Source organism: Agrobacterium sp. GW821-FHT02D03 (assembly GCF_059421725.1).
Genome location: NZ_JBWKVN010000001.1, coordinates 2533407 through 2557682, shown reverse-complemented (window position 1 = coordinate 2557682; position 24276 = coordinate 2533407). Strand labels below are relative to the sequence as shown.

Annotated in this window: 19 protein-coding genes; 9 read left to right on the top strand and 10 right to left on the bottom strand. The window is 58.9% G+C overall.

Features of this window, described 5'->3' with window-relative positions; translation table 11 throughout:
* Entirely contained in the window at positions 1-1089 is a 1089-nt protein-coding gene (locus AC07U5_RS12170) for an ABC transporter ATP-binding protein (protein WP_062599340.1), read from the top strand.
* Between the two features lie 216 nt (positions 1090-1305).
* On the opposite strand, the gene AC07U5_RS12165 is transcribed toward AC07U5_RS12170, so the two are convergent.
* From AC07U5_RS12165 to AC07U5_RS12140, 6 genes are all read right to left on the bottom strand, one after another.
* The gene (locus AC07U5_RS12165; protein ID WP_494723133.1) at positions 1306-2667 is read right to left on the bottom strand and encodes a metallophosphoesterase; all 1362 of its coding nucleotides are present in this window, start codon (positions 2665-2667) and stop codon (positions 1306-1308) included.
* 294 nt (positions 2668-2961) lie between these two features.
* Positions 2962-4779 (bottom strand): phosphogluconate dehydratase, encoded by a 1818-nt coding sequence (gene edd / locus AC07U5_RS12160; RefSeq protein ID WP_494723132.1) that lies wholly within the window; start codon positions 4777-4779, stop codon positions 2962-2964.
* 109 nt (positions 4780-4888) lie between these two features.
* The gene (gene pgl, locus AC07U5_RS12155; protein WP_494723131.1) at positions 4889-5587 is read right to left on the bottom strand and encodes a 6-phosphogluconolactonase; all 699 of its coding nucleotides are present in this window, start codon (positions 5585-5587) and stop codon (positions 4889-4891) included.
* 12 nt (positions 5588-5599) lie between these two features.
* Positions 5600-7075: a glucose-6-phosphate dehydrogenase gene (gene zwf, locus AC07U5_RS12150; protein WP_062438714.1), complete on the bottom strand. Its 1476-nt coding sequence runs from the start codon at positions 7073-7075 to the stop codon at positions 5600-5602.
* Positions 7076-7231: 156 nt separating this feature from the next.
* The gene (locus AC07U5_RS12145; RefSeq protein WP_494723130.1) at positions 7232-8518 is read right to left on the bottom strand and encodes an NAD(P)/FAD-dependent oxidoreductase; all 1287 of its coding nucleotides are present in this window, start codon (positions 8516-8518) and stop codon (positions 7232-7234) included.
* Positions 8519-8528: 10 nt separating this feature from the next.
* Entirely contained in the window at positions 8529-9965 is a 1437-nt protein-coding gene (locus AC07U5_RS12140; RefSeq protein ID WP_062426035.1) for a glutamine synthetase family protein, read from the bottom strand.
* A gap of 127 nt (positions 9966-10092) precedes the next feature.
* On the opposite strand from AC07U5_RS12140, the gene AC07U5_RS12135 reads away from it, so the two are divergent.
* The gene (locus AC07U5_RS12135) at positions 10093-11277 is read left to right on the top strand and encodes a BaiN/RdsA family NAD(P)/FAD-dependent oxidoreductase (protein ID WP_494723129.1); all 1185 of its coding nucleotides are present in this window, start codon (positions 10093-10095) and stop codon (positions 11275-11277) included.
* Between the two features lie 124 nt (positions 11278-11401).
* On the opposite strand, the gene AC07U5_RS12130 is transcribed toward AC07U5_RS12135, so the two are convergent.
* Entirely contained in the window at positions 11402-11899 is a 498-nt protein-coding gene (locus AC07U5_RS12130; protein WP_494723128.1) for a hypothetical protein, read from the bottom strand.
* Here AC07U5_RS12130 and AC07U5_RS12125 point away from each other — a divergent pair.
* Positions 11889-12758, top strand: coding sequence for a LysR family transcriptional regulator (locus AC07U5_RS12125; RefSeq protein WP_494723127.1), 870 nt, complete (start codon positions 11889-11891; stop codon positions 12756-12758). The genes AC07U5_RS12130 and AC07U5_RS12125 overlap by 11 nt on opposite strands.
* Here the strand turns inward: AC07U5_RS12125 and AC07U5_RS12120 are convergent.
* Positions 12755-13000 (bottom strand): SMc00767 family acetate metabolism repressor, encoded by a 246-nt coding sequence (locus AC07U5_RS12120; protein WP_062426031.1) that lies wholly within the window; start codon positions 12998-13000, stop codon positions 12755-12757. The two genes, AC07U5_RS12125 and AC07U5_RS12120, sit on opposite strands and share 4 nt — an antisense overlap.
* Before the next feature lie 99 nt (positions 13001-13099).
* The gene (gene aceA / locus AC07U5_RS12115; RefSeq protein WP_494723126.1) at positions 13100-14389 is read right to left on the bottom strand and encodes an isocitrate lyase; all 1290 of its coding nucleotides are present in this window, start codon (positions 14387-14389) and stop codon (positions 13100-13102) included.
* Positions 14390-14628: 239 nt separating this feature from the next.
* Between aceA and AC07U5_RS12110 the strand changes: the two genes are divergently transcribed.
* The 6 genes from AC07U5_RS12110 (at position 14629) to AC07U5_RS12085 (ending at position 22284) form a co-directional block, all read left to right on the top strand.
* Positions 14629-16047 carry a helix-turn-helix domain-containing protein gene (locus AC07U5_RS12110; protein ID WP_494723125.1) on the top strand — a complete coding sequence of 473 codons (1419 nt, stop codon included), beginning with the start codon at positions 14629-14631 and terminating at the stop codon, positions 16045-16047.
* Positions 16048-16232: 185 nt separating this feature from the next.
* Positions 16233-17330 (top strand): polyamine ABC transporter substrate-binding protein, encoded by a 1098-nt coding sequence (locus AC07U5_RS12105; RefSeq protein WP_494723124.1) that lies wholly within the window; start codon positions 16233-16235, stop codon positions 17328-17330.
* 79 nt (positions 17331-17409) lie between these two features.
* Complete coding sequence (locus tag AC07U5_RS12100) at positions 17410-18567, top strand: ABC transporter ATP-binding protein (protein WP_494723123.1); 1158 nt, start codon at positions 17410-17412, stop codon at positions 18565-18567.
* Positions 18568-18578: 11 nt separating this feature from the next.
* Positions 18579-19487, top strand: coding sequence for an ABC transporter permease (locus AC07U5_RS12095; RefSeq protein ID WP_494723122.1), 909 nt, complete (start codon positions 18579-18581; stop codon positions 19485-19487).
* Between the two features lie 3 nt (positions 19488-19490).
* Positions 19491-20303, top strand: a complete 813-nt coding sequence (locus tag AC07U5_RS12090) for an ABC transporter permease (protein WP_112955902.1) — start codon at positions 19491-19493, stop codon at positions 20301-20303.
* A gap of 28 nt (positions 20304-20331) precedes the next feature.
* A complete protein-coding gene (locus tag AC07U5_RS12085) occupies positions 20332-22284 on the top strand; it encodes an acetoacetate--CoA ligase (RefSeq protein ID WP_494723121.1) in 1953 nt (650 codons plus the stop codon).
* Between the two features lie 320 nt (positions 22285-22604).
* On the opposite strand, the gene AC07U5_RS12080 is transcribed toward AC07U5_RS12085, so the two are convergent.
* Positions 22605-24245 carry an ABC transporter permease gene (locus AC07U5_RS12080; RefSeq protein ID WP_494723298.1) on the bottom strand — a complete coding sequence of 547 codons (1641 nt, stop codon included), beginning with the start codon at positions 24243-24245 and terminating at the stop codon, positions 22605-22607.
* Positions 24246-24276: the final 31 nt, after the last annotated feature.

Below are 24276 nucleotides of genomic sequence, written 5' to 3'. Positions count from 1 at the left end.
ATGACTGGCCTTATTCTCAAGGGCATCCGTAAATCCTACGGCGAGGTGAAGGTCCTGCACGGGATCGACCTCGATATCAAGCAGGGCGAGTTTATCGTCTTCGTCGGCCCGTCCGGCTGCGGCAAGTCCACACTGCTGCGTATGATTGCCGGTCTGGAAGAGATCACCGGCGGTGAAATGTATATCGACGGCCAGTTGGTGAACGAAATACCGCCATCACGGCGCGGCATCGCCATGGTCTTCCAGTCCTACGCGCTCTACCCGCATATGACGGTCTACGACAACATGGCCTTTGGCATGAAGATCGCCAAGGAAAGCAAGCAGGAAATCGACCGCCGCGTTCGCGCCGCTGCCGAAATCCTGCAGCTCACCCAATATCTGGAGCGCCTGCCGAAGGCGCTCTCCGGCGGTCAGCGCCAGCGCGTCGCGATTGGCCGCGCCATCTGCCGTAACCCCAAGGTCTTCCTCTTCGACGAGCCACTCTCGAACCTCGACGCGGCCTTGCGCGTCGCGACCCGTATCGAGATCGCCAAGCTCAGCGAGAAGATGGCCGATACCACCATGATCTACGTCACGCACGATCAGGTGGAGGCTATGACATTGGCTGACCGCATCGTGGTATTGAATGGCGGCCGCGTCGAGCAGGTGGGCGAACCGCTGGAGCTTTACGAAAACCCCGCCAACCTCTTCGTTGCCCGCTTCATCGGCTCCCCGGCCATGAACATCATCGCGGGCACGGTGAAGGCGACCGGCGAAATTACCACGCTTGACCTTGCGGGCGGCAAGACACTCGCCGTGCATATTCCGACGCCATCGGGCGAAGAAGGCAAGGCAGCATCCTTTGGCGTGCGTCCAGAAGACTTGTTCATCGCCGACGGCGACGATTATCTGTTCGAGGGCAAGGTGTCGATCGTCGAGGCGCTGGGTGAAGTGACGCTGCTCTATCTGGAGGCACCCGCGGGTGAGGAGCCGGTCATCGTCAAGATCCCAGGCATTGCACCGGTGAAGAAGGGCCAGACGCTGCGCTTCTCCGCGCCACCGGAAAAGCTTCATCTTTTCGATGCGCTTGGCAAAACCTACCGCCGCTAACTGAGCTGGAGTGGTTGCAGCTCGGGCCGTCAGGACATAAAAAAAAGTGAGAGCAAATCAGTTGCCGCGGGGCCGCTTGAATTGCGCTCACTCTCTACGTGTCTCTTAGAGCATCCTTTGGACGCACAAAAAACGCTCTATCTTCTTTGATAGACGCATCGTGCTTTGCGAAAATCGATCCGACTTTCGGGCCGATCTTGTAACGCTCGCCGGTGATCAGCTGAGCCCCGTAAGAACCGTCTGTTTCAACTTCACATCGGGCACTTCGCTGAAGGCGAGATCGTCACGGCCGAAGTACGATTTTTGGTTGGTCGCCGACCAGTCGTTACAGACAAGCTTGTAACGGTCTTTCGCCGCGGGATTTTCAGGCATCGCATAGAGATAGTCACCGGTGCGTTTGGCCAGTGGAATATCGCCATCCTGATTGCAGCGGCTCAAAATCTGCTTCAGCACCTCACCATCGACCTCGGTGACCATCAACTTGCCCTCGAAGCGCAGGCATGCGTTGAAATCGTAGCGGCGGATTTCCCCCTTCGGTAACCCAGCACCAAAAGAGGTGTGGCCGATGAAGCCCACATCCGCACCGGCCTTTGCGGCAATAAGCTCGGCCACGTGACGACCCGCCTCATCGACCGTCATGGCCCTCGCCGTTTTGGCAACGGTTTCCCGTTCCTCTGGTGTCAGATGCTGAGCGAGCGTCTTTTCGATTAGCGCGCCGAGAGCAGGGGAGGGCTTCGCACTGCGATCGATCGCCACCGTTTCTATGGATGCGGCCTGGCCGGGGCCTGCAATGCTTGCAACCGCCATCGACGTGCCCCAAGAGCCGGTATGGACATAGCGTGTGGCGCCAGCTTCATGCACGAAGTTCAGGTGGTCGTGACCGCCCACGACCAGCGTTCCGTCTGGTAGCAGAGGAAGGATGTCGCGGTCCGCCACCACACCGGCATGGCTCATCACGATATTGATCGCATCCGGCTTAACGATCTCGGGAAGATTGACCTTTGCCCAGTCCACGGGCTGGGGAATGGTCAGCGCCTCGCGCGTCGCCTTCGGATAGGTGTTGATGGCGTTGGTGGCGAGCCCGGCCACGATGACCTTTTGTCCACCAATCTCGAATGTCTTGCTCGCCGGCGCGTAAGGAGCACCGCTCCGCTTGTCGATGATGTTGGAAAGGACGGTCACTCCCAGCCCTTCAGCGCGGCTGACGAAATGGGCAAGGTCGGTATCGATATCCGGCTCGTGGTTGCCGATATTGACTACGGTCGGGGCGAGTTTCGCAAGGGCTGCGAGGAAGCTCCACTCGATCTCGCCTTGAGACCGCATCGCGACCGTATTGCCGCTTTCGAACAGATCGCCATTCAGGAGAATGATGCGCGGGCTTTTGTCTGCGGAAATGCGCGTCTCGATCGCTGCCAGAAGCTGGCCCATGCGCTCATAGGCGGAGTGCAGGTCGGAGATGATGATCGCGTGCAGCGGAGCCTGCTGGTCGGCGGCTGCCGGAAAACGCAACAGCGGCAGCATGGCAGTTCCGGCCATGAGCTTCAGCAAATTACGGCGTGTGCGTGAGAAAATTGTCATACTTGGCCCCGTCATGTCAGACTGCGCCACCGCCCCCGCGGCTGGCTGCACAGGCCCCTATAGGGCGATCATCACAGCCACATGACAGCAGAGGCGCTAGCCTTCACGTCAATAGGGGAGAAATGGGGAGGGGATGTCAAGACATGGTGCTGGAGCGCCCTTCGTCCTTTCGGACGCGCGAAGGACGCTTCTTCTTTCAAGCCACGCAGAGTGCTTTTGCGAAACTCGGCCTCGAGTTCCGCGCCGCTTTTGTCGGGCATCGCGGATGCCCCAAACGGACCGCCATTGGGCAGATCAGTGGAAGACGCTGGCGCCCTGGTCTGCGGTTCCGGCATTGCGACGGAACGGCGCGAAAAGCTCGCGGCCCATGCCCCACTCATTGCCGGAGAGATCGGCCCGCGCAGGTTCGCGCTTGGACAACTCCGCTGCCGACACCAGAACCTCGAGCGTGCCTGAGACCGCATCGAGACGGATGATGTCGCCATCGCGAATGAGCGAGATCGGCCCGCAATCGGAGGCTTCCGGCGTGACGTGAATGGCGGCTGGGACCTTGCCCGAAGCGCCGGACATACGGCCATCGGTGACGAGCGCCACCTTGAAACCGCGATCCTGCAGCACGCCAAGCGGCGGGGTGAGCCGGTGCAGCTCCGGCATGCCATTGGCCTTGGGTCCCTGGAAGCGGACCACAGCGATGAAGTCGCGGTTCAGCTTGCCATCCTTGAAGGCATCTTGCAGTTCCTGCTGGTCGTGGAAGACGATGGCAGGAGCTTCGATGATGTGACGCTCTGGCTTCACCGCGGAAATCTTGATGACCGACTTGCCGAGATTGCCGGTCAGCATCTTCAATCCGCCTGTTGGCTGGAACGGTGTTTCGATGCGGGAGAGAACCTTCGGATCGTGGCTCTCTTCGGGTGCTGCTTCACGCTGGATGGCGCCGTTTTCGCCAAGCTTGGCATCGATCGTATAGGCCTCAAGCCCGTGGCCGAAGACCGTGCGCACATCATCATGCACGAAGCCCTGTTTCAGGAGCTGCTTGATGAGGAAGCCCATGCCGCCGGCGGCATGGAAATGGTTCACATCGGCGAGACCGTTCGGATAGACACGTGCGAGAAGTGGCACGATGTCGGAAAGGTCGGAGATATCCTGCCAGGTCAGAATGATCCCGGCGGCGCGTGCCATGGCAATCAGGTGCATGGTATGGTTGGTGGAGCCGCCTGTCGCATGCAGTCCGACCACGCCGTTGACCACGGAGCGCTCGTCGATCATCTCGCCGGCAGGGGTAAACTCATTGCCCTGCGCGGTGATCGCCAGCGCCCGCCTCACAGCTTCCTTGGTCAGCGCATCGCGTAGCGGCGTGTTGGGATTGATGAAGGAGGAGCCAGGCATATGGAAGCCCATGATCTCCATCAGCATCTGGTTGGAATTGGCGGTGCCGTAGAAGGTGCAGGTCCCAGGACCGTGATAGGACTTGGACTCGGCCTCCAGCAGTTCCGCACGGCCGACCTTGCCTTCCGCATAAAGCTGGCGAATGCGCGACTTCTCGTCATTCGGAAGGCCGGTCGTCATCGGTCCGGCCGGAATGAAGACGGCTGGCAGATGGCCGAAGGTCAGTGCTGCGATCACCAGACCGGGCACGATCTTGTCGCAGACACCGAGATAGACGGCAGCATCGAACATGTTGTGCGACAGGCCGATACCGGCAGCCATGGCGATGGCATCGCGCGAAAACAGCGAAAGCTCCATGCCGGGCTGGCCCTGCGTGACGCCGTCGCACATGGCAGGCACTGCACCTGCCACCTGCGCAATGCCGCCTGCCTCTTTCGCCGCATCGCGAATGATCTGCGGAAAGACCTCGTAAGGCTGGTGGGCGGAAAGCATGTCGTTATAGGCAGTGATAATGCCGAGATTGGGAATTCGATCGCCGGCAAGGATGTCCTTGTCGGCGGGGGAACAGACGGCAAAGCCGTGGGCGAGGTTGCCACAGGACAGGGTGGAGCGATGAACGCCCTTGGAGATCTGCAGCCGCAGCCGCTCGAGATAGATTTCGCGATGGGGTTTCGAACGTTCAACGATGCGGGCGGTAATGTCCTGAACGCGTGAGTCGGCAGCCATGGGCTTCATCCTGTCCTTGTGTTGAGCGTCGGCCACAGGCTTGGGAGACCGGGCCGACGATCATGTTTCATTCAAATGCCGGGCACCGCCGCCGCATGAATGCGGGCCGTTATGGCGCCCAGTAGATATTCACCGTCGAATCCGCACGGTTCAGCACGGAGCGGATCGGCATTTCGTCCTCATCGAGATCGGACTGCGCCTTCTCCAGCGTCTCCTTCTTCGCCGCACCTTCGATGTGCAGCACCAGGAAACGGGCGTCGTGAAGCGCCGCAAGGTTGAAGGTCAGCCGTTCCTCACCGGCATTTTCCGCAGCCATGGTCAGCACGGTGCGCGGCTCGTCGAGATCGAGCGCTTCCTCGAGGTTGTCGCCGCCGGGGAAGAAGGAGGCGGTATGTCCGTCGGTCCCCATGCCCAGAATGACGATGTCGAACGGGTCGCAGATATCGGCGGTCCTCGCGGTTGCCAGCGTTGCCGCATCTTCAGGTGAGGCGGCAGACTGATAAAGCGGCACGAAATAGGCCGCCTTCGCTTCGTTCTGCAAAAGGTTCTCGGCGACCAGCTTGTGGTTGGAGCGGTCATTATCCGGCGGCACGAAACGTTCATCGACCAGCGTGATTCTGATGCGCGGCCATTCCAGCTGATGCTTGGAAAGCGTCTGGAAGAACAGTTTTGGCGTAGAGCCACCGGAGACGGCCATGCTGGCCGCCCCGCGTTCTTCGATGGCCGCTTTCAGATGCGCAGCAACATCGCCTGCGAGCTTTTCGGCCAGTTCCGGACCGTCCTTGAAGATGTGCATGTTGGGTTCCATCCGCATCTTCCTTTAGTCGGCTTCATGCCAGGTACGACCGTCACGCTCGATCAGCGCAATTGCGCCGCTCGGTCCCCAGGTGCCGGAGGTGTAACCCTGTACGCCTTGGCCGACGGCTTCCCAGCTTTTCAGGATCGGATCGACCCAGTTCCATGCCGCTTCCACTTCGTCACGACGCATGAAGAGCGTCTGGTTCGAGCGGATCGTATCCATCAACAGACGCTCATAGGCATCTGGATTGCGCACGTTGAAGGCTTGCGCAAAGCTCATATCAAGCGACACTTGACGCAGGCGCATGCCGCCTGGACCCGGATCCTTGATGAGCAGCGACTGCTTGACGCCTTCGTCCGGCTGCAGACGGATTACCAGCTTGTTGGCCTCGATCTTGCCGGCCGTATCGTCGAAAATCGAATGCGGGATCTGCTTGAAGGTGACGACGATTTCCGAAACGCGGGTTGCAAGGCGCTTGCCGGTGCGGATGTAGAAGGGCACGCCCGCCCAGCGCCAGTTGCCGATTTCAGCCTTGAGGGCGACGAAGGTTTCCGTGTTGGAAACGCCGCCTTCCAGCTCTTCCAGATAACCCTTGACCGCTCCGCCTGCCGAGGCGCCGGCGCGGTATTGTCCACGCACGGTGTTCTTCTCGACATTGGCTTGCGTGATGGGTTTCAGCGAGCGCAGAACCTTGAGCTTCTCGTCACGCACCGCTTCGGCGTTCATCGAGGAGGGGGGCTCCATTGCAACGAGGCAAAGCAGCTGAAGAATATGGTTCTGCACCATATCACGAAGCGCGCCCGCCTTGTCGTAGTAACCTGCACGACCTTCGAGCCCGACGGATTCCGCCACGGTGATCTGCACGTGGTCGATATGGGTGGAATTCCACAGCGGTTCAAAGAGCGCGTTGGCAAAGCGCAGAACCATGAGGTTCTGAACGGTTTCCTTGCCGAGATAATGGTCGATACGGAAGATCTGCTCTTCCTTGAAGACGTTACCAAGCGTGTCGTTCAGCTCCAAGGCGGAAGCCAGGTCACGTCCGATCGGCTTTTCCACCACGATGCGGGTGGATTTAGTGATCAGCTTGTGATCGCGGATCTTGGAGGCGATGTCGCCGAAAATTCCCGGTGCGACGGCAAGATAGAAAGCGCGGATGCGATCCTTGCCTTCGTCGAGAAGCTTCTTCAGCTTGTCCCAGCCATCGTCGGACTTGGCATCGACGGGAATGTAGAAGAGGCGCGCGCAAAACTTGGCGACCTGCTCCTCGTCATATTCGCCAGACTTCAGATGCTCCTTCAGGGCATCCTGCGCAAACTTCCGGTATTCCTCATGCGTCATGACAGAGCGGGAAGCGCCGATGATGCGGGTCGGTTCGGTCAACTGGCCTTCCACCTGGCGGTGGTAAAGGGCGGGCAGAAGCTTGCGTTCTGCCAGATCGCCGGTGCCGCCAAAGACGACGCAATCAAAGGGGTCAACGGGAATAATTTGACTGCTCATGTCGATTCTCTCGATCTCTACACGTTAGGGGCATCCATAATCTAATCGATTTAAAAATGCCAGAGTTGATGTACGAAAATAATGAATTTTGCTGCTGGCCCGTCATGCCGGCAGGTGTCCAATCGTTGCTTTTGCACAATGCGAAGGCAGACGCGTTCAAAACCTGTCCCGTAATGCATACCACGTCAGCGCCAGGAACAGGAGTGGCGCCCGCAGCGATGCACCACCCGGGAAGGATGGAACATCGAGCGCAGCGAACTGATCGAGTGCCTTGTCCTTACTGATCACCATATCGGCGTAAAGCTTGCCGCAGTAGTTGGAGAGCATCACACCATGTCCGGAATAGCCGCCGATGGAAAGCACACCCGGCATGACCTCGCGCACGAAGGGCTGGCGTGTCAGCGTAATGCCGACGGACCCGCCCCAGGCATGTGTCATCTCGATATTCGCAAGCGCGGGGTAGATTTCCGAAATCTGCTTGCGGATATGCTTGGAAATGTCACGCGGCGAGTCGGCCGTATAAGCTTCTCGCCCGCCGAACAACAGGCGGTTGTCCGGCGTCTTGCGGAAGTAACGCACCACGAAGCGTGAATCCGCCACCGCTTCCTTCTCTGGAATGATCGATGGAAACTGATCGAGCGGTGCTGTCGCCCCGATAAAAGAGCGGATCGGCATCACATGCGCCGCAGTGACCGGCTCCAGATTGCCGATATAGGCGTTGGTCGCAATCAGAACTCGGGTTGCGGTGATCGTGCCAGACGGCGTTTCGATAAGCGTCTTGCCGCCGGACTGGCGGATAGACTTGGCCGGTGTCATTTCGAAAATATCGGCACCCGCCGCTTTCGTAGCCTTCGCCAGTCCCACCAGCAGTTTCAGTGGGTGAATATGGCCGGTGCCGGTGTCGCGCACGCCGCAATGATAATGCGACGATCCCAGCCGATCTGCGGTTTCTGCCTTCTCCATGAAGGCAATCTGCTCATAGCCATAGCGGCCCACCATGGCCTCGACGCTATCACGATAGCTCTTTTCATAGGCGCGCTTGTGCGAGACGTTCAACTGCCCCGGCTGGAACTCCATGTCGATCTGGTTGTCGCGGGCAAAGTCGAGCACATAGTGCTTGGCATTTTCCGCGAGATCGAACAGCGCCTTGGAGCGCTCAAAACCGATCTTTTCTTCAAGCTCGTCCGGCCAAGCGCGCTGGCCTGTGCCGAACTGTCCGCCATTGCGCCCCGACGCGCCATCACCGAAGCGGTGGGCCTCGATCAGGGTAACGGAAATGCCGGCGCGCGCCAGATTATAGGCCGCCTGAAGGCCGGTGAAGCCGCCGCCGATAATGGCGACATCGACCGTGCGCGAGCCATCCATCGTCGGATAGTCCGGACGCTCCGCAACAGTCTCCTGATACCATGAAACGCCCGGCGCTATCGGGCTCTGCCATGCCATATCGTTCACCTCACACGTTCAGCAGCAGGAACTCGCGCTCCCACGGGCTGATCACCTGCATGAAGGTTTCGAACTCGCCGCGTTTCAGGCCGGCATAAAGACCGACGAACTCGTTGCCGAAGATGCGTTCGAACTGCTGCTCCTGTTCCAGAAGTGCGACAGCTTCGAGCAGACCGCGTGGAAGCTCGATGGAGCCTTCATTGGCGGTCTCGTAGGTCGGCTCCGTCGGTTCGATATTGTTCATGATGCCAAGCCAGCCGCAGCCGAGCGATGCGGCAAGCGCGAGATACGGATTGGCATCAGAGCTCGGCAGCCGATTTTCCACGCGCCGTGCCTGCGGGCCGGAGATCGGCACGCGAAACGCCGTGGTGCGGTTATCGTAACCCCAGGCATTGTTCACCGGGCAGGCCATATCCGGCGTCAGGCGACGATAGGAGTTCACGTAAGGCGCCAGCATCACCAACGCGTTCGGCACATAGCGCTGCATGCCGCCGACGAAGGAGAAGAACTCCTTCGACGGGGTGCCATCCTTGTTGGAAAACACGTTCTGGCCGGTCTCGATATCGATGACGGACTGGTGGATGTGCATGGCCGAACCGGGCTGAGCCTGCATGGGCTTCGCCATGAAGGTAGCATAGATGCCATGTTTCAGCGCGGCTTCGCGAATGGTCCGCTTGAAGAGAAACACCTGATCGGCAAGCTCCACCGGATCGCCATGGCGCAGGTTGATTTCCAGCTGCGCCGGCCCCTCTTCATGGATGAGGGTGTCGATTTCCAGACCCTGCTTTTCCGAGAAGTGGTAAATGTCGTCGATCAACTCGTCGAATTCGTTGATGCCGGCAATCGAATAGCTCTGGCCACCGACGATGGAGCGACCGGAACGGCCCTTTGGCGGATGCAGCGGATAATCCGGGTCGTCATTCATCGCCACGAGATAGAACTCGATCTCCGGCGCGACCACCGGCTTCCAGCCCTTGTCCTGATAAAGAGACAGCACATTCTTCAAAACGTTGCGTGGCGTGTAGGAAACGGGTTTGCCTTCCTGATCCACGACATCACAGATGACCTGCGCGGTCGGATCGCTTTCCCACGGGACGACGGAGAGGGTGGAAAGATCGGGCACCAGCTTCAGATCGCTGTCACGCGGCTCATAGCGGAAATTTGCGGTCTCATCCGGATAATCGCCGGAAATCGTATGACGATAAAGCGCGGAGGGCAGCGCTAGCGACGTGTCGCCCGTGAACTTTGCCGTCGGCATCATCTTGCCGCGTGCAACGCCTGCCAGATCGGGAGTGATGCATTCGATGTCTTCGATCCCGCGTACCTTCAGCCATTGCGCCGCTTCACGCCATGTGGAGACGCCGCGGGTAGAGGAGAGTTCAACGGGTGGTTTCTTCGCCATGGTTGCCGGCTTCTTCGGGCGGAGCATGGTTTTCTTGGGGGGCATAAATCACCGGTGTCTGTTTCGACTGGGGGCATAATAGTCAGACTTTGACAATTGGCGAGAGGGGAATGCGCATTGACAAGAAGCCTGACTTCGAAAAGAGGGAGTGCAACAAGGATAAGGAAAATCCATGACGGAAAAATGTGATGTGCTGATTTTGGGCGCGGGCGCCGCAGGCATGATGTGCGCCATCCGTGCCGGTCAGCGCGGCCGCTCCGTTATCATCCTCGACCATGCCAAGGCGCCGGGAGAGAAAATCCGCATCTCCGGCGGCGGGCGCTGCAACTTTACCAACATCCACGCCGGGCCGAAGAACTATCTATCGCAAAACCCGCATTTCGCCAAATCGGCGCTCGCCCGCTACACGCCGCGCGATTTTCTCGATCTGGTGGAGAAGCACAAGATCGCCTGGCACGAGAAGACGCTCGGCCAGCTCTTCTGTGACGACAGCGCCAAAGACATCATTCGCATGCTGCTGACGGAGATGCAGGCTGTTGGTGCCAAGCTGCGACTACAGACTGAGATCACATCGGTCGAGGGCATGGCGACAGGTGGCTTTCGCGTGGCGACTTCGCAAGGAGTGATCGAGGCAAAGAGCCTGGTCGTTGCCACCGGCGGTAAGTCGATCCCCAAGATGGGCTCCACTGGCTTTGCTTACAAACTCGCCGAGCAGTTCGGGCTCCCTTTGGTCGAGCCGCGTCCCGGGCTGGTGCCGCTAACACTCGATCCGTTGCAGTTGGAGCGGCTGTCGCCCCTCTCCGGCGTTGCGGTCCCAGCCGATATCTCACACGGGAAAACGACGTTTCGCGAAGCGCTGCTCTTCACCCATCGCGGCTTGAGTGGTCCTTCCATTTTGCAGATCTCATCCTATTGGCGGGAAGGCGATGCCATTCGCCTCAAGCTCGAACCCGAGCAGGACATTGCCGAAAAACTGAAGGCCGCCAAGAAAGCCAATGGTCGTCAGTCCGCTCAGACGGCGCTTAGCGAGATTTTGCCGAAGCGGCTTGCGCAATATCTGGTGGAGCAATCGGGCCTCACCAGCCATCTTGCCGACCTCTCCGACAAGACGCTGATGGCACTCGCAGCAAGCGCGCAGGACTGGCAGATCAGGCCCTCTGGCTCGGAAGGATACCGCACCGCCGAAGTCACGCTCGGCGGCGTCGATACCGCCCACCTCGATTCCAGAACCATGCAGACAAAAGCTGTTCCGGGGCTCTATTTCATCGGCGAAGGTGTGGATGTCACGGGGTGGCTCGGCGGCTATAACTTCCAGTGGGCCTGGGCATCCGGTTACGCCGCAGGTCAGTCCGTTTAGGGCAAATCCCGTCAGCCTGTGTCCGCCGAATTTGCTCGAACGGCTTCCCCTGACGCATTCTGAGTGCAAAGCGGCAACGACGCTCGCCAGAAACGCTGCAACGCGGCGATGCTTTAACATCTTGTTAAGAGGCGCGAGTCATGCTGACCCCTATGCCAGCACAACGCGAGTTGGAACATGAGGTCTCGCTGGACGCCGGAACCCGGCATTGATCGGTCAAGTTTTTCGTTGGAAGCCGCTCATGATGATGTCCAGAAATCGCGCCCGCGCCGTCGCTATTGCCCGCACGCGTAATGAAAACCTCCTCGTTACCTTTCGCCTCAGCCTGATTGCGGCTGGCGCTCTGGCCGCCCTGATCGCAATCGCGTTCTGAACTGCGCCTGACGTTTAAGGCTGAGCCCATGCGGGTTAAGATGCCCGGCATGCGAAATTCAGCATAGAATTTTTCCTCCGCTTCGCGGCGCGCCTTTGGACCTTCAGGTTCGGGTTTCTTGATCATGCCATAGGCGAGGTAGAGTCCGTGCATAGTGATCTCCGTTGATCGGTCGATCTGACTCTGCACCCTAATTTCTGCTTTATCTGCCGCCAGCATTGGCTTACGTTTTTCATTTATGAAAAACATCGGATGGGATGCCTACCAGCTTTTCCTCGACGTTGCGCGTGGCGGCGGCCTAACGGGTGCGGCGCCCACATCGGGCCTCAGCCCGGCAACGATCGGTCGCAGGATGCTGGAACTCGAGCAGCGGATCGGTAAGGTTCTCTTCGTTAGAAGCCAGACGGGCTACGCATTGACGGCAGATGGTCGCATGCTTCTCGACAACCTTCATGTCATGGAAGACGCCGCGGGTTCGATCGAAGGCTGGCGAAAATCCAGTGCGAGCTCTTCGCTGGTGCGCGTTGCGCTCGGCACATGGAATGCTCAACTGATCATGAGCAATTTCTCCGCCATTTGCAGCGAGCGAGATCGCTTTCGCATCGATCTTTTTATCGCCGAACAGAGAGCAGCGCTGACCCATCGCGAGAACGATATCGGTATCCGCGCTTTCGAGCCGGAGGAGCGCAATCTCGCTGCGATCAAGACTGGCAATGTCGCCTACGCCGCCTACAGACTTCGCAATGCGCCGCAATCTTTGGCGGATCGCTGGATTGTCGTGGACAAAGAAAATGCGATTTCCGCCTATTTGCGCTGGCCATATGAGGCGAGGGCGGAGCACATCGTCGTCACCGTGAACAGGCCTTCAGGTCTGCGCGAACTGGTTCTGTCCGGTGCCGGCACGGCAGTGCTACCATGCTTCATCGGCGATGCGGATGCGCGGCTGGTGCGAGAGGGAGGAGAGATCGAAGAGCTCCGCCATCCACAGTGGCTGGTCATGAACAATGAAGACCGCCACCGCCGCGATATACGGACGGTGGCGGACCGAATGGTGAGGCTCATCAAGCAGCATTCCGACCTTTATGCCGGACGCGGCGTGCCGGACTAGGCCGCGGCCTTGCTTTGCGCGACGATGACCGGGATCAGCAGATCGCCCCAGTTTCCGTCGCCGCCATGGTGGCGGGCGGAGCGGACGAGTTCGACGGAGATTCCCGCCTCGACCGCATTCATGACCGCCTGGTTGAGGCGGTGCAGGTCGTTTGCCAGCATACGAATGGCAGCCTGTTGGTCCTGCGTCATGGCAGAGGACTGTTCTTCTGCCCGTTCTCTAACTCTCGAAATCGAAGCCATTGTCTTTCCTCAAAGAGCATGCCGCGCAAAGCTTTTGAGCGGTTTGCGGATAACGACATGCGTTAAAACAAGTACCTGAAGCGTCTTATACTTCGGATGTTATTCTGCGGCCGGGCGGAACTGGTCGTGCTCGGTCGATTCCTTCATGGCGGTGGTGGATGAGGTGCCGCCGGAAATCGCGACGGAGACGGCGTCGAAATAGCCGGTGCCGACTTCGCGCTGGTGCTTGGTTGCGGTGTAGCCGTTGATTTCGGCTGCAAATTCCGCTTCCTGAAGCTCCGAATAGGCTGCCATCTGGCGATCCTTGTAGCCGCGTGCCAGTTCGAACATGCCGTAGTTCAACTGGTGGAAACCGGCAAGCGTGATGAACTGGAACTTGTAGCCCATCGCTCCCAACTCATGCTGGAACTTCGCAATCGTCGCATCGTCCAGGTGCTTCTTCCAGTTGAAGGATGGCGAGCAATTATAGGCAAGCTTCTTGCCTGGATGAACCTTGTGAACACCTTCGGCGAACTTGCGGGCCTGCTCGAGATCCGGCTTGGATGTTTCGCACCAGATCAGATCGCAATAGGGCGCGTAGGCATTGGCGCGGGCGATGCAGGGCTCCAGCCCGTTCTTCACCTGATAGAAACCTTCAACCGTGCGACCGGCATCGTAATCGACAAAGGGGCGATCCCGCTCGTCGATATCGGATGTCAGAAGCTTTGCCGCTTCAGCGTCGGTTCTGGCGATGACAAGGGTCGCAACCCCCATGACGTCTGCCGCAAGACGCGCTGCCGTCAGGTTACGGATATGCGCCGCCGTCGGGATCAGAACCTTGCCGCCCAGATGGCCGCACTTCTTTTCCGATGCTAGCTGGTCCTCATAGTGAACGCCCGCCGCGCCCGCCTCGATGAAGGCCTTCATGATTTCGAAGGCGTTGAGCGGACCCCCGAAGCCGGCTTCGGCATCGGCAACGATCGGCGCGAACCATGTGTCGACCGAAAGCCCTTTGCCTTCGGCAGTTTCGATCTGGTCGGCGCGCTGAAGCGTGCGGTTGATGCGCTTGGCAAGTTCGGGTGCGGCATTCGCCGGATAGAGCGACTGGTCAGGATACATGGCGGATGCGGTGTTTGCGTCTGCCGCAACCTGCCAACCCGAAAGATAGATGGCTTTCAGACCGGCGCGAACCATCTGCATGGCCTGGTTGCCGGAAAGCGCACCGAGTGCATTGACGAAGCTTTCTTCGTTGATCAACTTCCAAAGGCGGTCGGCGCCCATTTCGGCCAGCGAATAGCGGATATCGACCGAGCCGCGCAGCTTTAAAACATCGTCCGCCGTGTAGGTGCGCTCGATGCCGTCGAAGCGTCCCTTCGGAGCATTTGGAACAAGCTTGTAAAAATCAGTCACATCTCTCTCCCATGTCTGTGTGCTGTCACTTCCCGCTGCTTCTGCTTTGGATCGATAACAGCGATCTGATGTGACTGAATTTACATTTATTGGTTTTCCGTGGCTAGATAAAAAGGAAAAACAGTGACTTGAAACGGGTTATGCTGTATCGTCTTTGACAGAATGTCTTTGTAAAAATGTAAATTTGTAAAAGGGAAGAGCTCTCATCTTTTGTGAGCTTTTGTCAAAGGGGAGTGATGATGGCGGAAACCAAGATCTTTGCAGGGCCGCGCGTGCGCCGGGTGCGAAACGGCTTGGGCCTAACCCAGACCGCCATGGCGGAAGCGCTGTCAATCTCCCCCTCCTATCTCAATCTGATCGAGCGCAACCAGCGTCCCTTGACGGTGCAGCTGCTTCTGAAACTCGCCTCCGTCTACAAGGTCGATCTCGACGATCTGCAGGGGGAAAGCGGCGGCACCGCCAGCCAGTTGCGGGAGATCTTCGCCGATCCGCTGCTGGCAGGGGAAATTCCCTCGCCACAGGAACTTGTCGAAGTGGCCGAAGCCGCACCCAACGCCGCCATGGGCGTGGTCAAGCTCTACCGGGCCTATAGCGAACAGGCCAAGCGCCTTAGCGATCTCTCCGACCTGCTGGCGCGCGAGGGTCATCAGACCACCCTCTCGGCCACACGCCTGCCGATCGACGAGGTCCGACAGATATTCGAAAGCAGGCCTGCCCATTTCGCTCTTCTGGATGGCGCGGCGGAGAGCTTCCATGCGGCACTCGGAGCGAGCGACGATCTGACATCGGCTTTGAAATCCTGGTTGCAGAAGAACCACGGCATCATCGTGCGCAGCCTCCCGGTCCATGTCATGCCGAATCTGCGCCGTCGGTATGACCGGCACTCCATGCGCCTGTTTCTGTCCGAACGGCTGTCGATGCATGACCAGCTTCGGGAACTGGCGATGGAAGTGTCTTTGCTCGCGCTGACGGATGAAATCTCGCAGGAGCTGGAGGCGCTCGCGCTTTCAAATGAAGAGGCAAAGCGCATCGCTCGTTTTGAACTCGCGCGCTATGCCGCCCACGCTTTGATGATGCCCTATGCTGCCTATCTGGCTGCGGCCCAGCGGGCGCGCTACGATATCGATGTGCTGCGCGCGCGCTTCAACGTCTCTTTCGAACAGGCAGCCAATCGTCTTGTCTCATTGGCAAAGCCTGGATCGTCGGCAGTTCCCTTCTTCATGATGGAAACCGACAGTGCCGGGAACCGCTTTCGAAAGGCCGGCGCGCAGGGCTTTCCGCAGGCGAAATTTGGTGGTCTCTGTCCTAGGCTCAATATTCATGCGGCCTTCGCCCAGCCCGGGCAGATACTGGTGGAGAGCGCACAAATGCCGGACGGCGCTTCCTACATCACCATCTCACGCACGCTCGAAGGACCTCAGGCCGGTTTCGGGGAACGGGTGCGCCGTACGGCTTTGATGATCGTGACAGAAACGGCGCACGCGAAGGATATCGTCTATGGCGAAGCGCTCTCAGCTTCGGCCAGTGGAGTTGCCATCGGACCGTCTTGCAGGTCGTGCGAAAGACAGGGCTGCCTGTCGCGAGCGGAGGCGCCGCTGACACGCCCGCTCGGTCTCGATGAAATGGTGACGGGCCTCAGCGTCTTCGATTTTCAATAACTTGGCACGAAAGACGCGCGATGCTGGGCTTTTGCGCAGGCCTACGACCGCCGCGTCGAGATGTCATCTGCCTGAAATTTTCGCACTGCACATTTCTGCTTGCGGAGGCTGATTTTCCTTCTTAGTCTCTGCCAAAACAAAGGGGTTTGCGCAGTTTCTCGTCATGCGCCACATCAGGAGAAATCATGAGTTATCGATCGCTTCGTTTCACCCTGGCTTTTGCCACGGCCGTTCTCTCTGCCGGCGCTGCCTTTGCCCAGGAAAAGGTCGTGCACGTCTATAACTGGTCCGACTATATCGACCCTTCGATCCTTGAGGACTTTACCAAGGAGACTGGCATCAAGGTCGTCTACGACGTTTATGACGGCAATGAAGTTCTGGAAACGAAGCTCTTGGCGGGAAATTCCGGCTATGATGTCGTGGCCCCCACATCGCCTTTCCTCGCACGCCAGATCAAGGCGGGCGTGTATCAGAAGCTCGACAAGTCCAAGCTTCCGAACCTGAAGAACATGTGGCCGGAAATTACCACGCGTCTGGCGCAATACGACCCCGGCAACGAATACGCCGTCAACTACATGTGGGGCACGACCGGCATCGGCTACAATGTCGCCAAGGTGAAGGCGGCTCTCGGTGACGTGAAGGTGGATAGCTGGGACATTCTGTTCAAGCCGGAAAACGCAAAGAAGCTGCAGTCCTGCGGCATCAACATTCTCGACGCATCGGACGAGACCTTTGCAATTGCCATGAACTATTTGGGCAAGAACCCGGACAGCAAGGAGACCGCCGATCTGGAAGCTGGCGGCGATGTCTACAAGGCGATCCGTCCCTATGTGAAGACGTTCAATTCCTCCGCCTATATCGATGAGCTTGCCAATGGCGATAGCTGCATCACCATCGGCTGGTCCGGTGACGTGCTGCAGGCCAAGACCCGTGCCGGGGAAGCCAAGAACGGCGTGGAGGTCAACTACGTCATCCCGAAGGAAGGCACCTATATCTGGATGGACTCCTTCGCCATTCCGGCCGATGCCAAGAATGTTGAAGAGGCGCATGCCTTCATCAACTATATGATGAAGCCGGACGTGGCTGCGAAGGCTTCTGACTTTGTTCAATATGCCAACGGTAATCTTGCGTCCCAGGCGCTGATGAACCCGGCGGTTGCGAAGAATCCTTCCGTTTATCCAGACGAGGCGACGATGAAGAAGCTCTTCACCATCTCGCCCTATGGGCCGCGTGAACAGCGCGTTTTGAACCGAGTCTGGACACAGATAAAGACCGGCACCTGATCGGATTTGAACAAAGGGGCAGGCGGTGACAGTCTGCCCCTTTCACGTTCGGCACTCTCGCAATCAAACAGAGCAGGTCATGGCGAAATCACTCGGCCCGGTAAAACGCAAATTCTCTCCCTGGACAGATCCATCCTCGGTCCCTTTCATCCGGTTCGAAAACGTGACCAAGCGATTTGGTGATTTCACCGCCGTCGACAATCTGACGCTGGATATTTACGAGCGCGAATTCTTTTCTCTGCTCGGGCCATCGGGATGCGGCAAGACCACGCTGATGCGCATGCTGGCGGGCTTCGAGGAGCCGACCTCGGGGCGTATTCTGCTGCAGGGAAAAGACATTTCCGGCGTGCCTCCCTATAAGCGTCCGACCAATATGATGTTCCAGTCCTATGCGCTGTTCCCCCACATGTCGGTGGAAAAGAACATCGCCTTTGGTCTGGAGCAGGACGGTCTGCCGAAAGCTGATATCGCAAACCGCGTCGCGGAGATGCTGCGCCTCGTCAAGCTTACCGAGTTTGCCAAACGCAAACCAAGCCAGCTTTCCGGCGGTCAGCGTCAGCGCGTGGCACTTGCCCGATCGCTCGCCAAGCGCCCCAAGGTATTGCTCCTCGATGAGCCGCTCGGCGCTCTCGACAAGAAGCTGCGCGAAGAAACCCAGTTCGAAATCATGGATCTGCAGCAGACGCTCGGCCTCACCTTCCTGATCGTCACCCACGACCAGGAGGAGGCGATGACCGTCTCGGACCGTATTGCGGTGATGGACAAGGGCATCGTCGTGCAGGTCGCAACGCCTGCCGAAATCTACGAGGCGCCGAACAGTCGCTACGTGGCCGACTTCATCGGCGATATCAATATTTTCGAGGCAAAGGTCGAGAGCAAGACGCCTGCAAACGGCAAGCCCGCTCAGGTCGTGCTGGATTGCGAAGGTCTGAAGGTGACGGTGGAGCAGGAATGCCAGGCCGCTGTCGGCAGCCAGGTGGCCTTTGCCGTTCGACCGGAGAAGGTCCGCATCTCGCTCGACGCGCCGGCCGATGAAACGGTAAATGTCGCACATGGCGAGGTTTGGGATATCGGCTATTTGGGAGATTTCTCCATCTTCATCGTCAAGCTCGATGATGGCCGCGTCATGCGTGCCGCCCAGGCCAATGTCTCGCGCCTGGTCGATCGCCCCATTACCTTCGATGACAAGGTCTGGCTCACCTGGAAATCCGATTCCGGCCTGGTTCTGACGCGATAGGAGAGCGACAAATGGCGATCCCTTCTCCTGAAAACCGCCGGAACCCACTGCAATGGCTGGTGGTGGCCGTTCCTTATTTTTGGCTGTTCTTGTTCTTCGCAGCGCCTTTCTTCATCATTGTGAAGATCTCGCTCTCCGATACCGCGATCGCCATGCCGCCCTACGTGCCGGTCTTCGAGGGTTTCAGCCGGATCGGCGAGTTCTTCTCTCAGCTCGATTTCGACAACTATATCTTCCTGACTGAAGACCCCCTTTACATCGAAGCCTATCTGTCGTCGCTGCGGATCGCCGTCATTTCAACGGTGCTGCTCCTTCTTGTCGGATATCCCATGGCGCTTGCTATGGCGCGCGCCCCGAGCCACGTCCGCCCAACGCTGGTCATGCTCGTCATCCTTCCGTTCTGGACGTCATTTCTCATCCGCGTCTACGCTTGGATCGGCATTTTGAAGCCGGAGGGGCTGCTGACGGTGCTGTTTCAGTCGCTCGGCCTTCTCGGCCCTGACGAGCAGGTCAACATTTTCCGCACCGAGACCTCCGTCTTCATCGGTATCGTCTATTCCTATCTTCCCTTCATGGTGCTGCCGCTCTATTCGGCGCTGGAAAAGCTCGACAACACATTGTTGGAAGCCGCTGCCGATCTTGGCTGCCCGCCTTGGAAGGCCTTCTGGAAGATCACCTTCCCCCTGTCGCTTCCGGGTGTCGTGGCGGGCTCGATGATCTGCTTTATTCCGATCACCGGCGAGTTTGTCATTCCCGATCTTCTCGGCGGCGCTCAGACACTCATGATCGGCAAGACGCTGTGGACGGAGTTTTTCGGCAACCGCGACTGGCCGCTCGCCTCGGCGGTGGCCGTCATCCTGCTCCTCCTGCTGGTGGTGCCGATCGCCATCTTCCAGAACCAGCAGAAAAAGGTGGGTTGAGCCATGAAACGCGGCAAGTTCGACACCACGATCCTGACCATCTGCTTCTCCTTCCTCTATATCCCGATCCTCATTCTGGTGATCTATTCCTTCAATGCCTCCAAGCTGGTGACGGTCTGGGGCGGATTTTCGCTGCACTGGTATCAGTCCATGTGGTCGAATGAGGGCCTGATGGACGCCGCATGGATCACGCTGCGCGTCGGTGTGCTGAGCGCTACCATCGGCACCATTCTTGGAACGTTAGCCGCACTTTCGCTGACACGCTTTGCCCGCTTCCCGGGACGGGTCCTCTTCTCCGGCATGATCTATGCGCCGCTCGTCATGCCGGAGGTCATTACCGGCCTGTCGCTGCTGCTGCTCTTTGTTTCCATCGGGGTGGATCGCGGCTTCTGGACGGTCGTCATCGCCCACACGACCTTCACCATGTGCTATGTCGCGATCGTCGTGCAGTCCAGGCTTCTGACCTTCGATCGCAGCCTTGAGGAAGCGGCGCTCGATCTCGGCTGCCCCCCGGTCAAGACCTTCTTCCGCATCACTCTGCCCTTGATCATGCCAGCTGTCGTCGCTGGCTGGATGCTGGCCTTTACCCTGTCGCTCGACGATCTGGTCATCGCAAGTTTCACCACGGGACCGGGCGCCACCACATTGCCGATCAAGATTTACTCCCAGGTTCGTCTTGGGGTTACGCCGGAGATCAACGCCGTCTGCACGATCCTGATTGGCCTCGTCACGATCGGGGTGATCTGCGCGTCCATCACCTCCAAGCGGAGCGAACTCCAGCGCATGAGGGATGAGCACGCCGCTGCAAAAGGCTGAGTAGATTTGGGGGCAGGAGGAGGCCACCGTGACTGACACCAACCCACTTTGGACACCGTCGGCTGAGCGTATCGCGCACTCGCCCATGACGCACTTCATCGACTGGTGCGCCAGCCGCTATGGCGTACACTTTGCCGATTATGACGCCTTCCACCGCTGGTCTGTAGAAGCGCGCGAAGATTTCTGGAGTGCGGTGTGGACCTATTGCGGCGTGATCGGAGAGGCGGGGGAACGCGTTCTCATCGACCGTGATGACATGCTCCACGCGCGGTTCTTCCCGGATGCGGAGCTGAACTTCGCTGAAAATCTGCTGAGCCGCAGCGGATCGGAGGATGCGCTTATCTTCCGCGGTGAAGATAAGGTCGAGGCGCGCTGGTCCTGGGATCGACTTCGCGAAGAGGTCTCACGCTTGCAGCAGGCTTTCGTCGAGAGGGGCATAGAAGCTGGCGATCGCATTGCCGCGATGATGCCGAACATGCCGCAGACCGTGGCGCTGATGCTGGCTGCCACATCGCTCGGCGCCGTCTGGTCCTCCTGCTCGCCCGATTTTGGCGAACAGGGCGTCTTGGATCGTTTTGGGCAGATCGGACCGAAACTCTTCATCGCCTGCGATGGCTATTGGTATAATGGCAAGCGGCAGGCGGTGGCGGACAAGGCCAAGGCGGCTGCCGAAAAACTCGGCGTTCCGCTACTGCTGGTGCCCTATGCGGGAACCACGCAGACCGACCAGGAGAATGAAGCCGGCATTCTCCACTATGATGATGTCATTCAGCCATTCCAGGCCAGACCGTTGACTTACGTCCGCCATCCGTTCAGCCATCCGCTCTATATCCTCTTCTCCTCAGGCACCACCGGCGTTCCCAAATGCATCGTCCATTCGGCTGGCGGAACGCTGCTCCAGCACCTGAAAGAGCATCGCTTTCACTGCGAGTTGATAGAGGGCGAGCGCTTCTTCTATTTCACCACCTGCGGCTGGATGATGTGGAACTGGCTGGTGACGGGCCTTGCTTCGGGCGCGACGCTCTGCCTTTACGACGGTTCGCCATTCGCGCCGGATGGCACTGTTCTCCTCGACTATGCAGAACAAGAGGGCTTTGCCGTCTTCGGCACATCGGCCAAATATATCGATGCGGTGCGCAAGGCCGGTCTGGAACCGGGTAAGACCCATGATCTTTCGGCGCTGAGGCTCGTGACCTCCACCGGGTCGCCGCTATCGCCGGAAGGCTTCTCCTTCGTCTATGACGGCATCAAGAGCGACGTCCAGCTTGCCTCAATCTCGGGCGGGACCGATATCGTCTCCTGCTTCGTGCTCGGCAATCCGGTGAAGCCGGTTTGGAAAGGCGAGATCCAGGGGCCGGGCCTCGGTCTTGCGGTGGATGTCTGGGATGATGAGGGCAAGCCGGTTCGTGGCGAGAAGGGCGAGCTCGTCTGCACCGCACCCTTTCCCTGCCAGCCCATCATGTTCTGGAACGATCCGGATGGTGAAAAGTATCGTGCGGCCTATTTCGGCCGCTTCGACAATGTCTGGTGCCACGGCGACTTCGCTGAATGGACGGTGCATGGCGGGCTGATCATTCACGGGCGCTCGGATGCCACGCTGAACCCCGGCGGCGTGCGCATCGGTACGGCGGAGATCTACAATCAGGTGGAGACGATCGACGAGGTGCTGGAAGCGCTCTGCATCGGGCAGGATTGGGATGGCGATGTGCGCGTCGTGCTGTTCGTTCGCCTCAAGGAGGGTGCAAGCCTGGATGATGCGCTGATCTCACGCATTAAGAACCGCATCAGAACGGGAGCATCGCCTCGTCACGTTCCGGCGAAGATCATCGCGGTGGCCGATATCCCCCGAACGAAATCCGGCAAGATCGTTGAACTGGCGGTTCGCGATGTGGTCCATGGACGGCCAGTCAAGAACAAGGAAGCGCTTGCCAATCCAGAGGCGCTTGCCCTTTTCGAAGGTATCGCAGCGCTTCAGAACTGAGTGTTGGGGCGGATGATGCGGGAAATCGCGCCCCGGATTTAGCCATCGCTTGACGACCGATAGGAATTGTCGCCCGTCAAAGGTGGGATGCGGTTTTAACCTTCTCTTAAAGTGAATTGTCCAAAAATGAATCCAACGCGGGTCCATTCGATGACGGGATGGAGAGCCGGTGGCTCCAAAAAGACATGATGTATTTTCGATCCTACTCTCGTTGAAAGCACAAATTTAGTGGCAGCGTCAGCTGCCTCTTTTTTTTGAGCATCAGCCCGGAAATCGAACGCGACTTTTCGGAATGCACGATGCGGAAAAGCAAGAACACTTTAAGCGTCACCGTCCAGCGAATGTGAGACGAGGATGACAGGCACCAGCCCGGCCACAATGATGACGAGCGCGGGAAGCGCTGCATCCTGCACGCGGGAGCGCGACGCACTTTCATAGACCATCGTCGACAGCGTGTTGAAATTGAATGGCCGCAGCATGATGGTGGCCGGAAGTTCCTTCAGCGACTCGATGAACACCAGCAGCGATGCCGTAATCGCGGCGGGTCGGATATTGGGCAGCAACACGCCGACCAGCGTCTGGAGCCGGGTCCGGCCAAGTGTGCGTGATGCCATGTCGAGATGGGGCGACAGTTTTTGGAATCCCGCGTCGACCGTGCCTTCCGCAAGCGTCATGAAGCGCACGCTATGCGCATAGATGATCGCAAAGGCGGTGCCGGACAAAAGAAGCCCGGTGGAGATGCCAAGATGGCTCCGCATTATCCCATCCACCGCATTGTCGAGACCGGCAAGCGGAAGCAAAACCCCGATGGCAAGCACGGTGCCCGGTATACCGTAACCAAGCGAGCCCACGCGCACGGCAAAGCGCGTCGGCCATGAGGGGCGCTCCCGCTGGGCATATGCCAGGAGAAAACCGCCGAATAAAGTGATCACCGCCACTGGTAGCGAGACTTCCAGACTGTGAAGCAGCGCCTTGAGGAGTTTGGGATCGGCAAGCCCGTTCAGCCGTTTGAGAGCGTAGCTACCGAGCACGAGGACGGGGATCGCAAAGCCGGACAAGAAGGGCAGGGCGCAGACAAGCGTCGAGAGCCACCCACGGGCTGGTGAAAGGGGCACTCTCGCGGAGCGCTGATGCATCGCTGTCGCTTTACCGGCTGCAAAACGCTGTCGCCTGCGGGCTCTCCGCTCGATCACGATCAAAGCCGCAACGATCACCACGAGGCAGGCGGCGATCTGTGTCGCGCCAGCGAGATTGCCGCGATTGAGCCACGTCTCGTAAATGGTGAAGGTCAGCGTATGCACGCCGAGATACTCCACCGCGCCGATATCGTTCAGCGTCTCCATCATCACCAATGCGAGGCCAATAATGATTGCAGGGCGCGCCATCGGCAGTTGGACGGAGAGAAACAGGCGCAAAGGGCCGACACCAAGCGTCCTCGCAGCATCAGCCGCAAACCGCCCCTGCAACCCGAAGGCCGCGCGGGTGGAGAGATAGATGTAAGGATAAAGAACCGAACCCAGAACGAGCACGGCGCCGCCAAGCGAGCGAATATCGGGAAACCAGTAATCGCGAATGGTCTGGTAGCCGAAGAGCGCGCGTAGTCCGCTCTGCACCGGGCCAGCAAAATCCAGAAACTCACCAAAGGCATAGGCTGCGAGATAGGATGGGATCGCCAGCGGCAGGACCAGAGCAAAGGAAAGGAGCCGGCGGAAGGGAAAGTCGAACATGGTCACGAGCCAAGCCGTCGAGACACCGGTGATCGTGGCAAAGGCGCCGGTCATGAGGAGCAGAAGCAACGTCTGCGCGCCGGACCGCGGCAGCACGTTGACCAGAAGATGCTGCCAGCCGTTGGTGCCACCCGTCAGAGCGATGACGAAAATGGCAATCAGCGGCATCGCGACCAGCGCGGAAAGCAGCATGGCCGCAATCGTCAGCAGGCTGACGCGCGATCCTGCCCGCATCGACGCGGCGGTTGGATGTTCAGCTGGATGC

Bases quoted from the DNA above. Each gene is read 5' to 3' on its own strand.
- AC07U5_RS12165 (WP_494723133.1), bottom strand. From the start codon at position 2,667: ATGACAATTTTCTCACGCACACGCCGTAATTTGCTGAAGCTCATGGCC.
- AC07U5_RS12120 (WP_062426031.1), bottom strand. From the start codon at position 13,000: ATGGCTTCGATTTCGAGAGTTAGAGAACGGGCAGAAGAACAGTCCTCT.
- pgl (WP_494723131.1), bottom strand. From the start codon at position 5,587: ATGGAACCCAACATGCACATCTTCAAGGACGGTCCGGAACTGGCCGAA.
- AC07U5_RS12170 (WP_062599340.1), top strand. From the start codon at position 1: ATGACTGGCCTTATTCTCAAGGGCATCCGTAAATCCTACGGCGAGGTG.
- AC07U5_RS12080 (WP_494723298.1), bottom strand. From the start codon at position 24,245: ATGCGGGCAGGATCGCGCGTCAGCCTGCTGACGATTGCGGCCATGCTG.
- zwf (WP_062438714.1), bottom strand. From the start codon at position 7,075: ATGAGCAGTCAAATTATTCCCGTTGACCCCTTTGATTGCGTCGTCTTT.
- AC07U5_RS12145 (WP_494723130.1), bottom strand. From the start codon at position 8,518: ATGGCATGGCAGAGCCCGATAGCGCCGGGCGTTTCATGGTATCAGGAG.
- AC07U5_RS12140 (WP_062426035.1), bottom strand. From the start codon at position 9,965: ATGCCCCCCAAGAAAACCATGCTCCGCCCGAAGAAGCCGGCAACCATG.
- AC07U5_RS12130 (WP_494723128.1), bottom strand. From the start codon at position 11,899: ATGTTTTTCATAAATGAAAAACGTAAGCCAATGCTGGCGGCAGATAAA.
- AC07U5_RS12100 (WP_494723123.1), top strand. From the start codon at position 17,410: ATGGCGAAATCACTCGGCCCGGTAAAACGCAAATTCTCTCCCTGGACA.
- AC07U5_RS12125 (WP_494723127.1), top strand. From the start codon at position 11,889: ATGAAAAACATCGGATGGGATGCCTACCAGCTTTTCCTCGACGTTGCG.
- AC07U5_RS12135 (WP_494723129.1), top strand. From the start codon at position 10,093: ATGACGGAAAAATGTGATGTGCTGATTTTGGGCGCGGGCGCCGCAGGC.
- AC07U5_RS12095 (WP_494723122.1), top strand. From the start codon at position 18,579: ATGGCGATCCCTTCTCCTGAAAACCGCCGGAACCCACTGCAATGGCTG.
- AC07U5_RS12110 (WP_494723125.1), top strand. From the start codon at position 14,629: ATGGCGGAAACCAAGATCTTTGCAGGGCCGCGCGTGCGCCGGGTGCGA.
- AC07U5_RS12105 (WP_494723124.1), top strand. From the start codon at position 16,233: ATGAGTTATCGATCGCTTCGTTTCACCCTGGCTTTTGCCACGGCCGTT.
- edd (WP_494723132.1), bottom strand. From the start codon at position 4,779: ATGGCTGCCGACTCACGCGTTCAGGACATTACCGCCCGCATCGTTGAA.
- AC07U5_RS12090 (WP_112955902.1), top strand. From the start codon at position 19,491: ATGAAACGCGGCAAGTTCGACACCACGATCCTGACCATCTGCTTCTCC.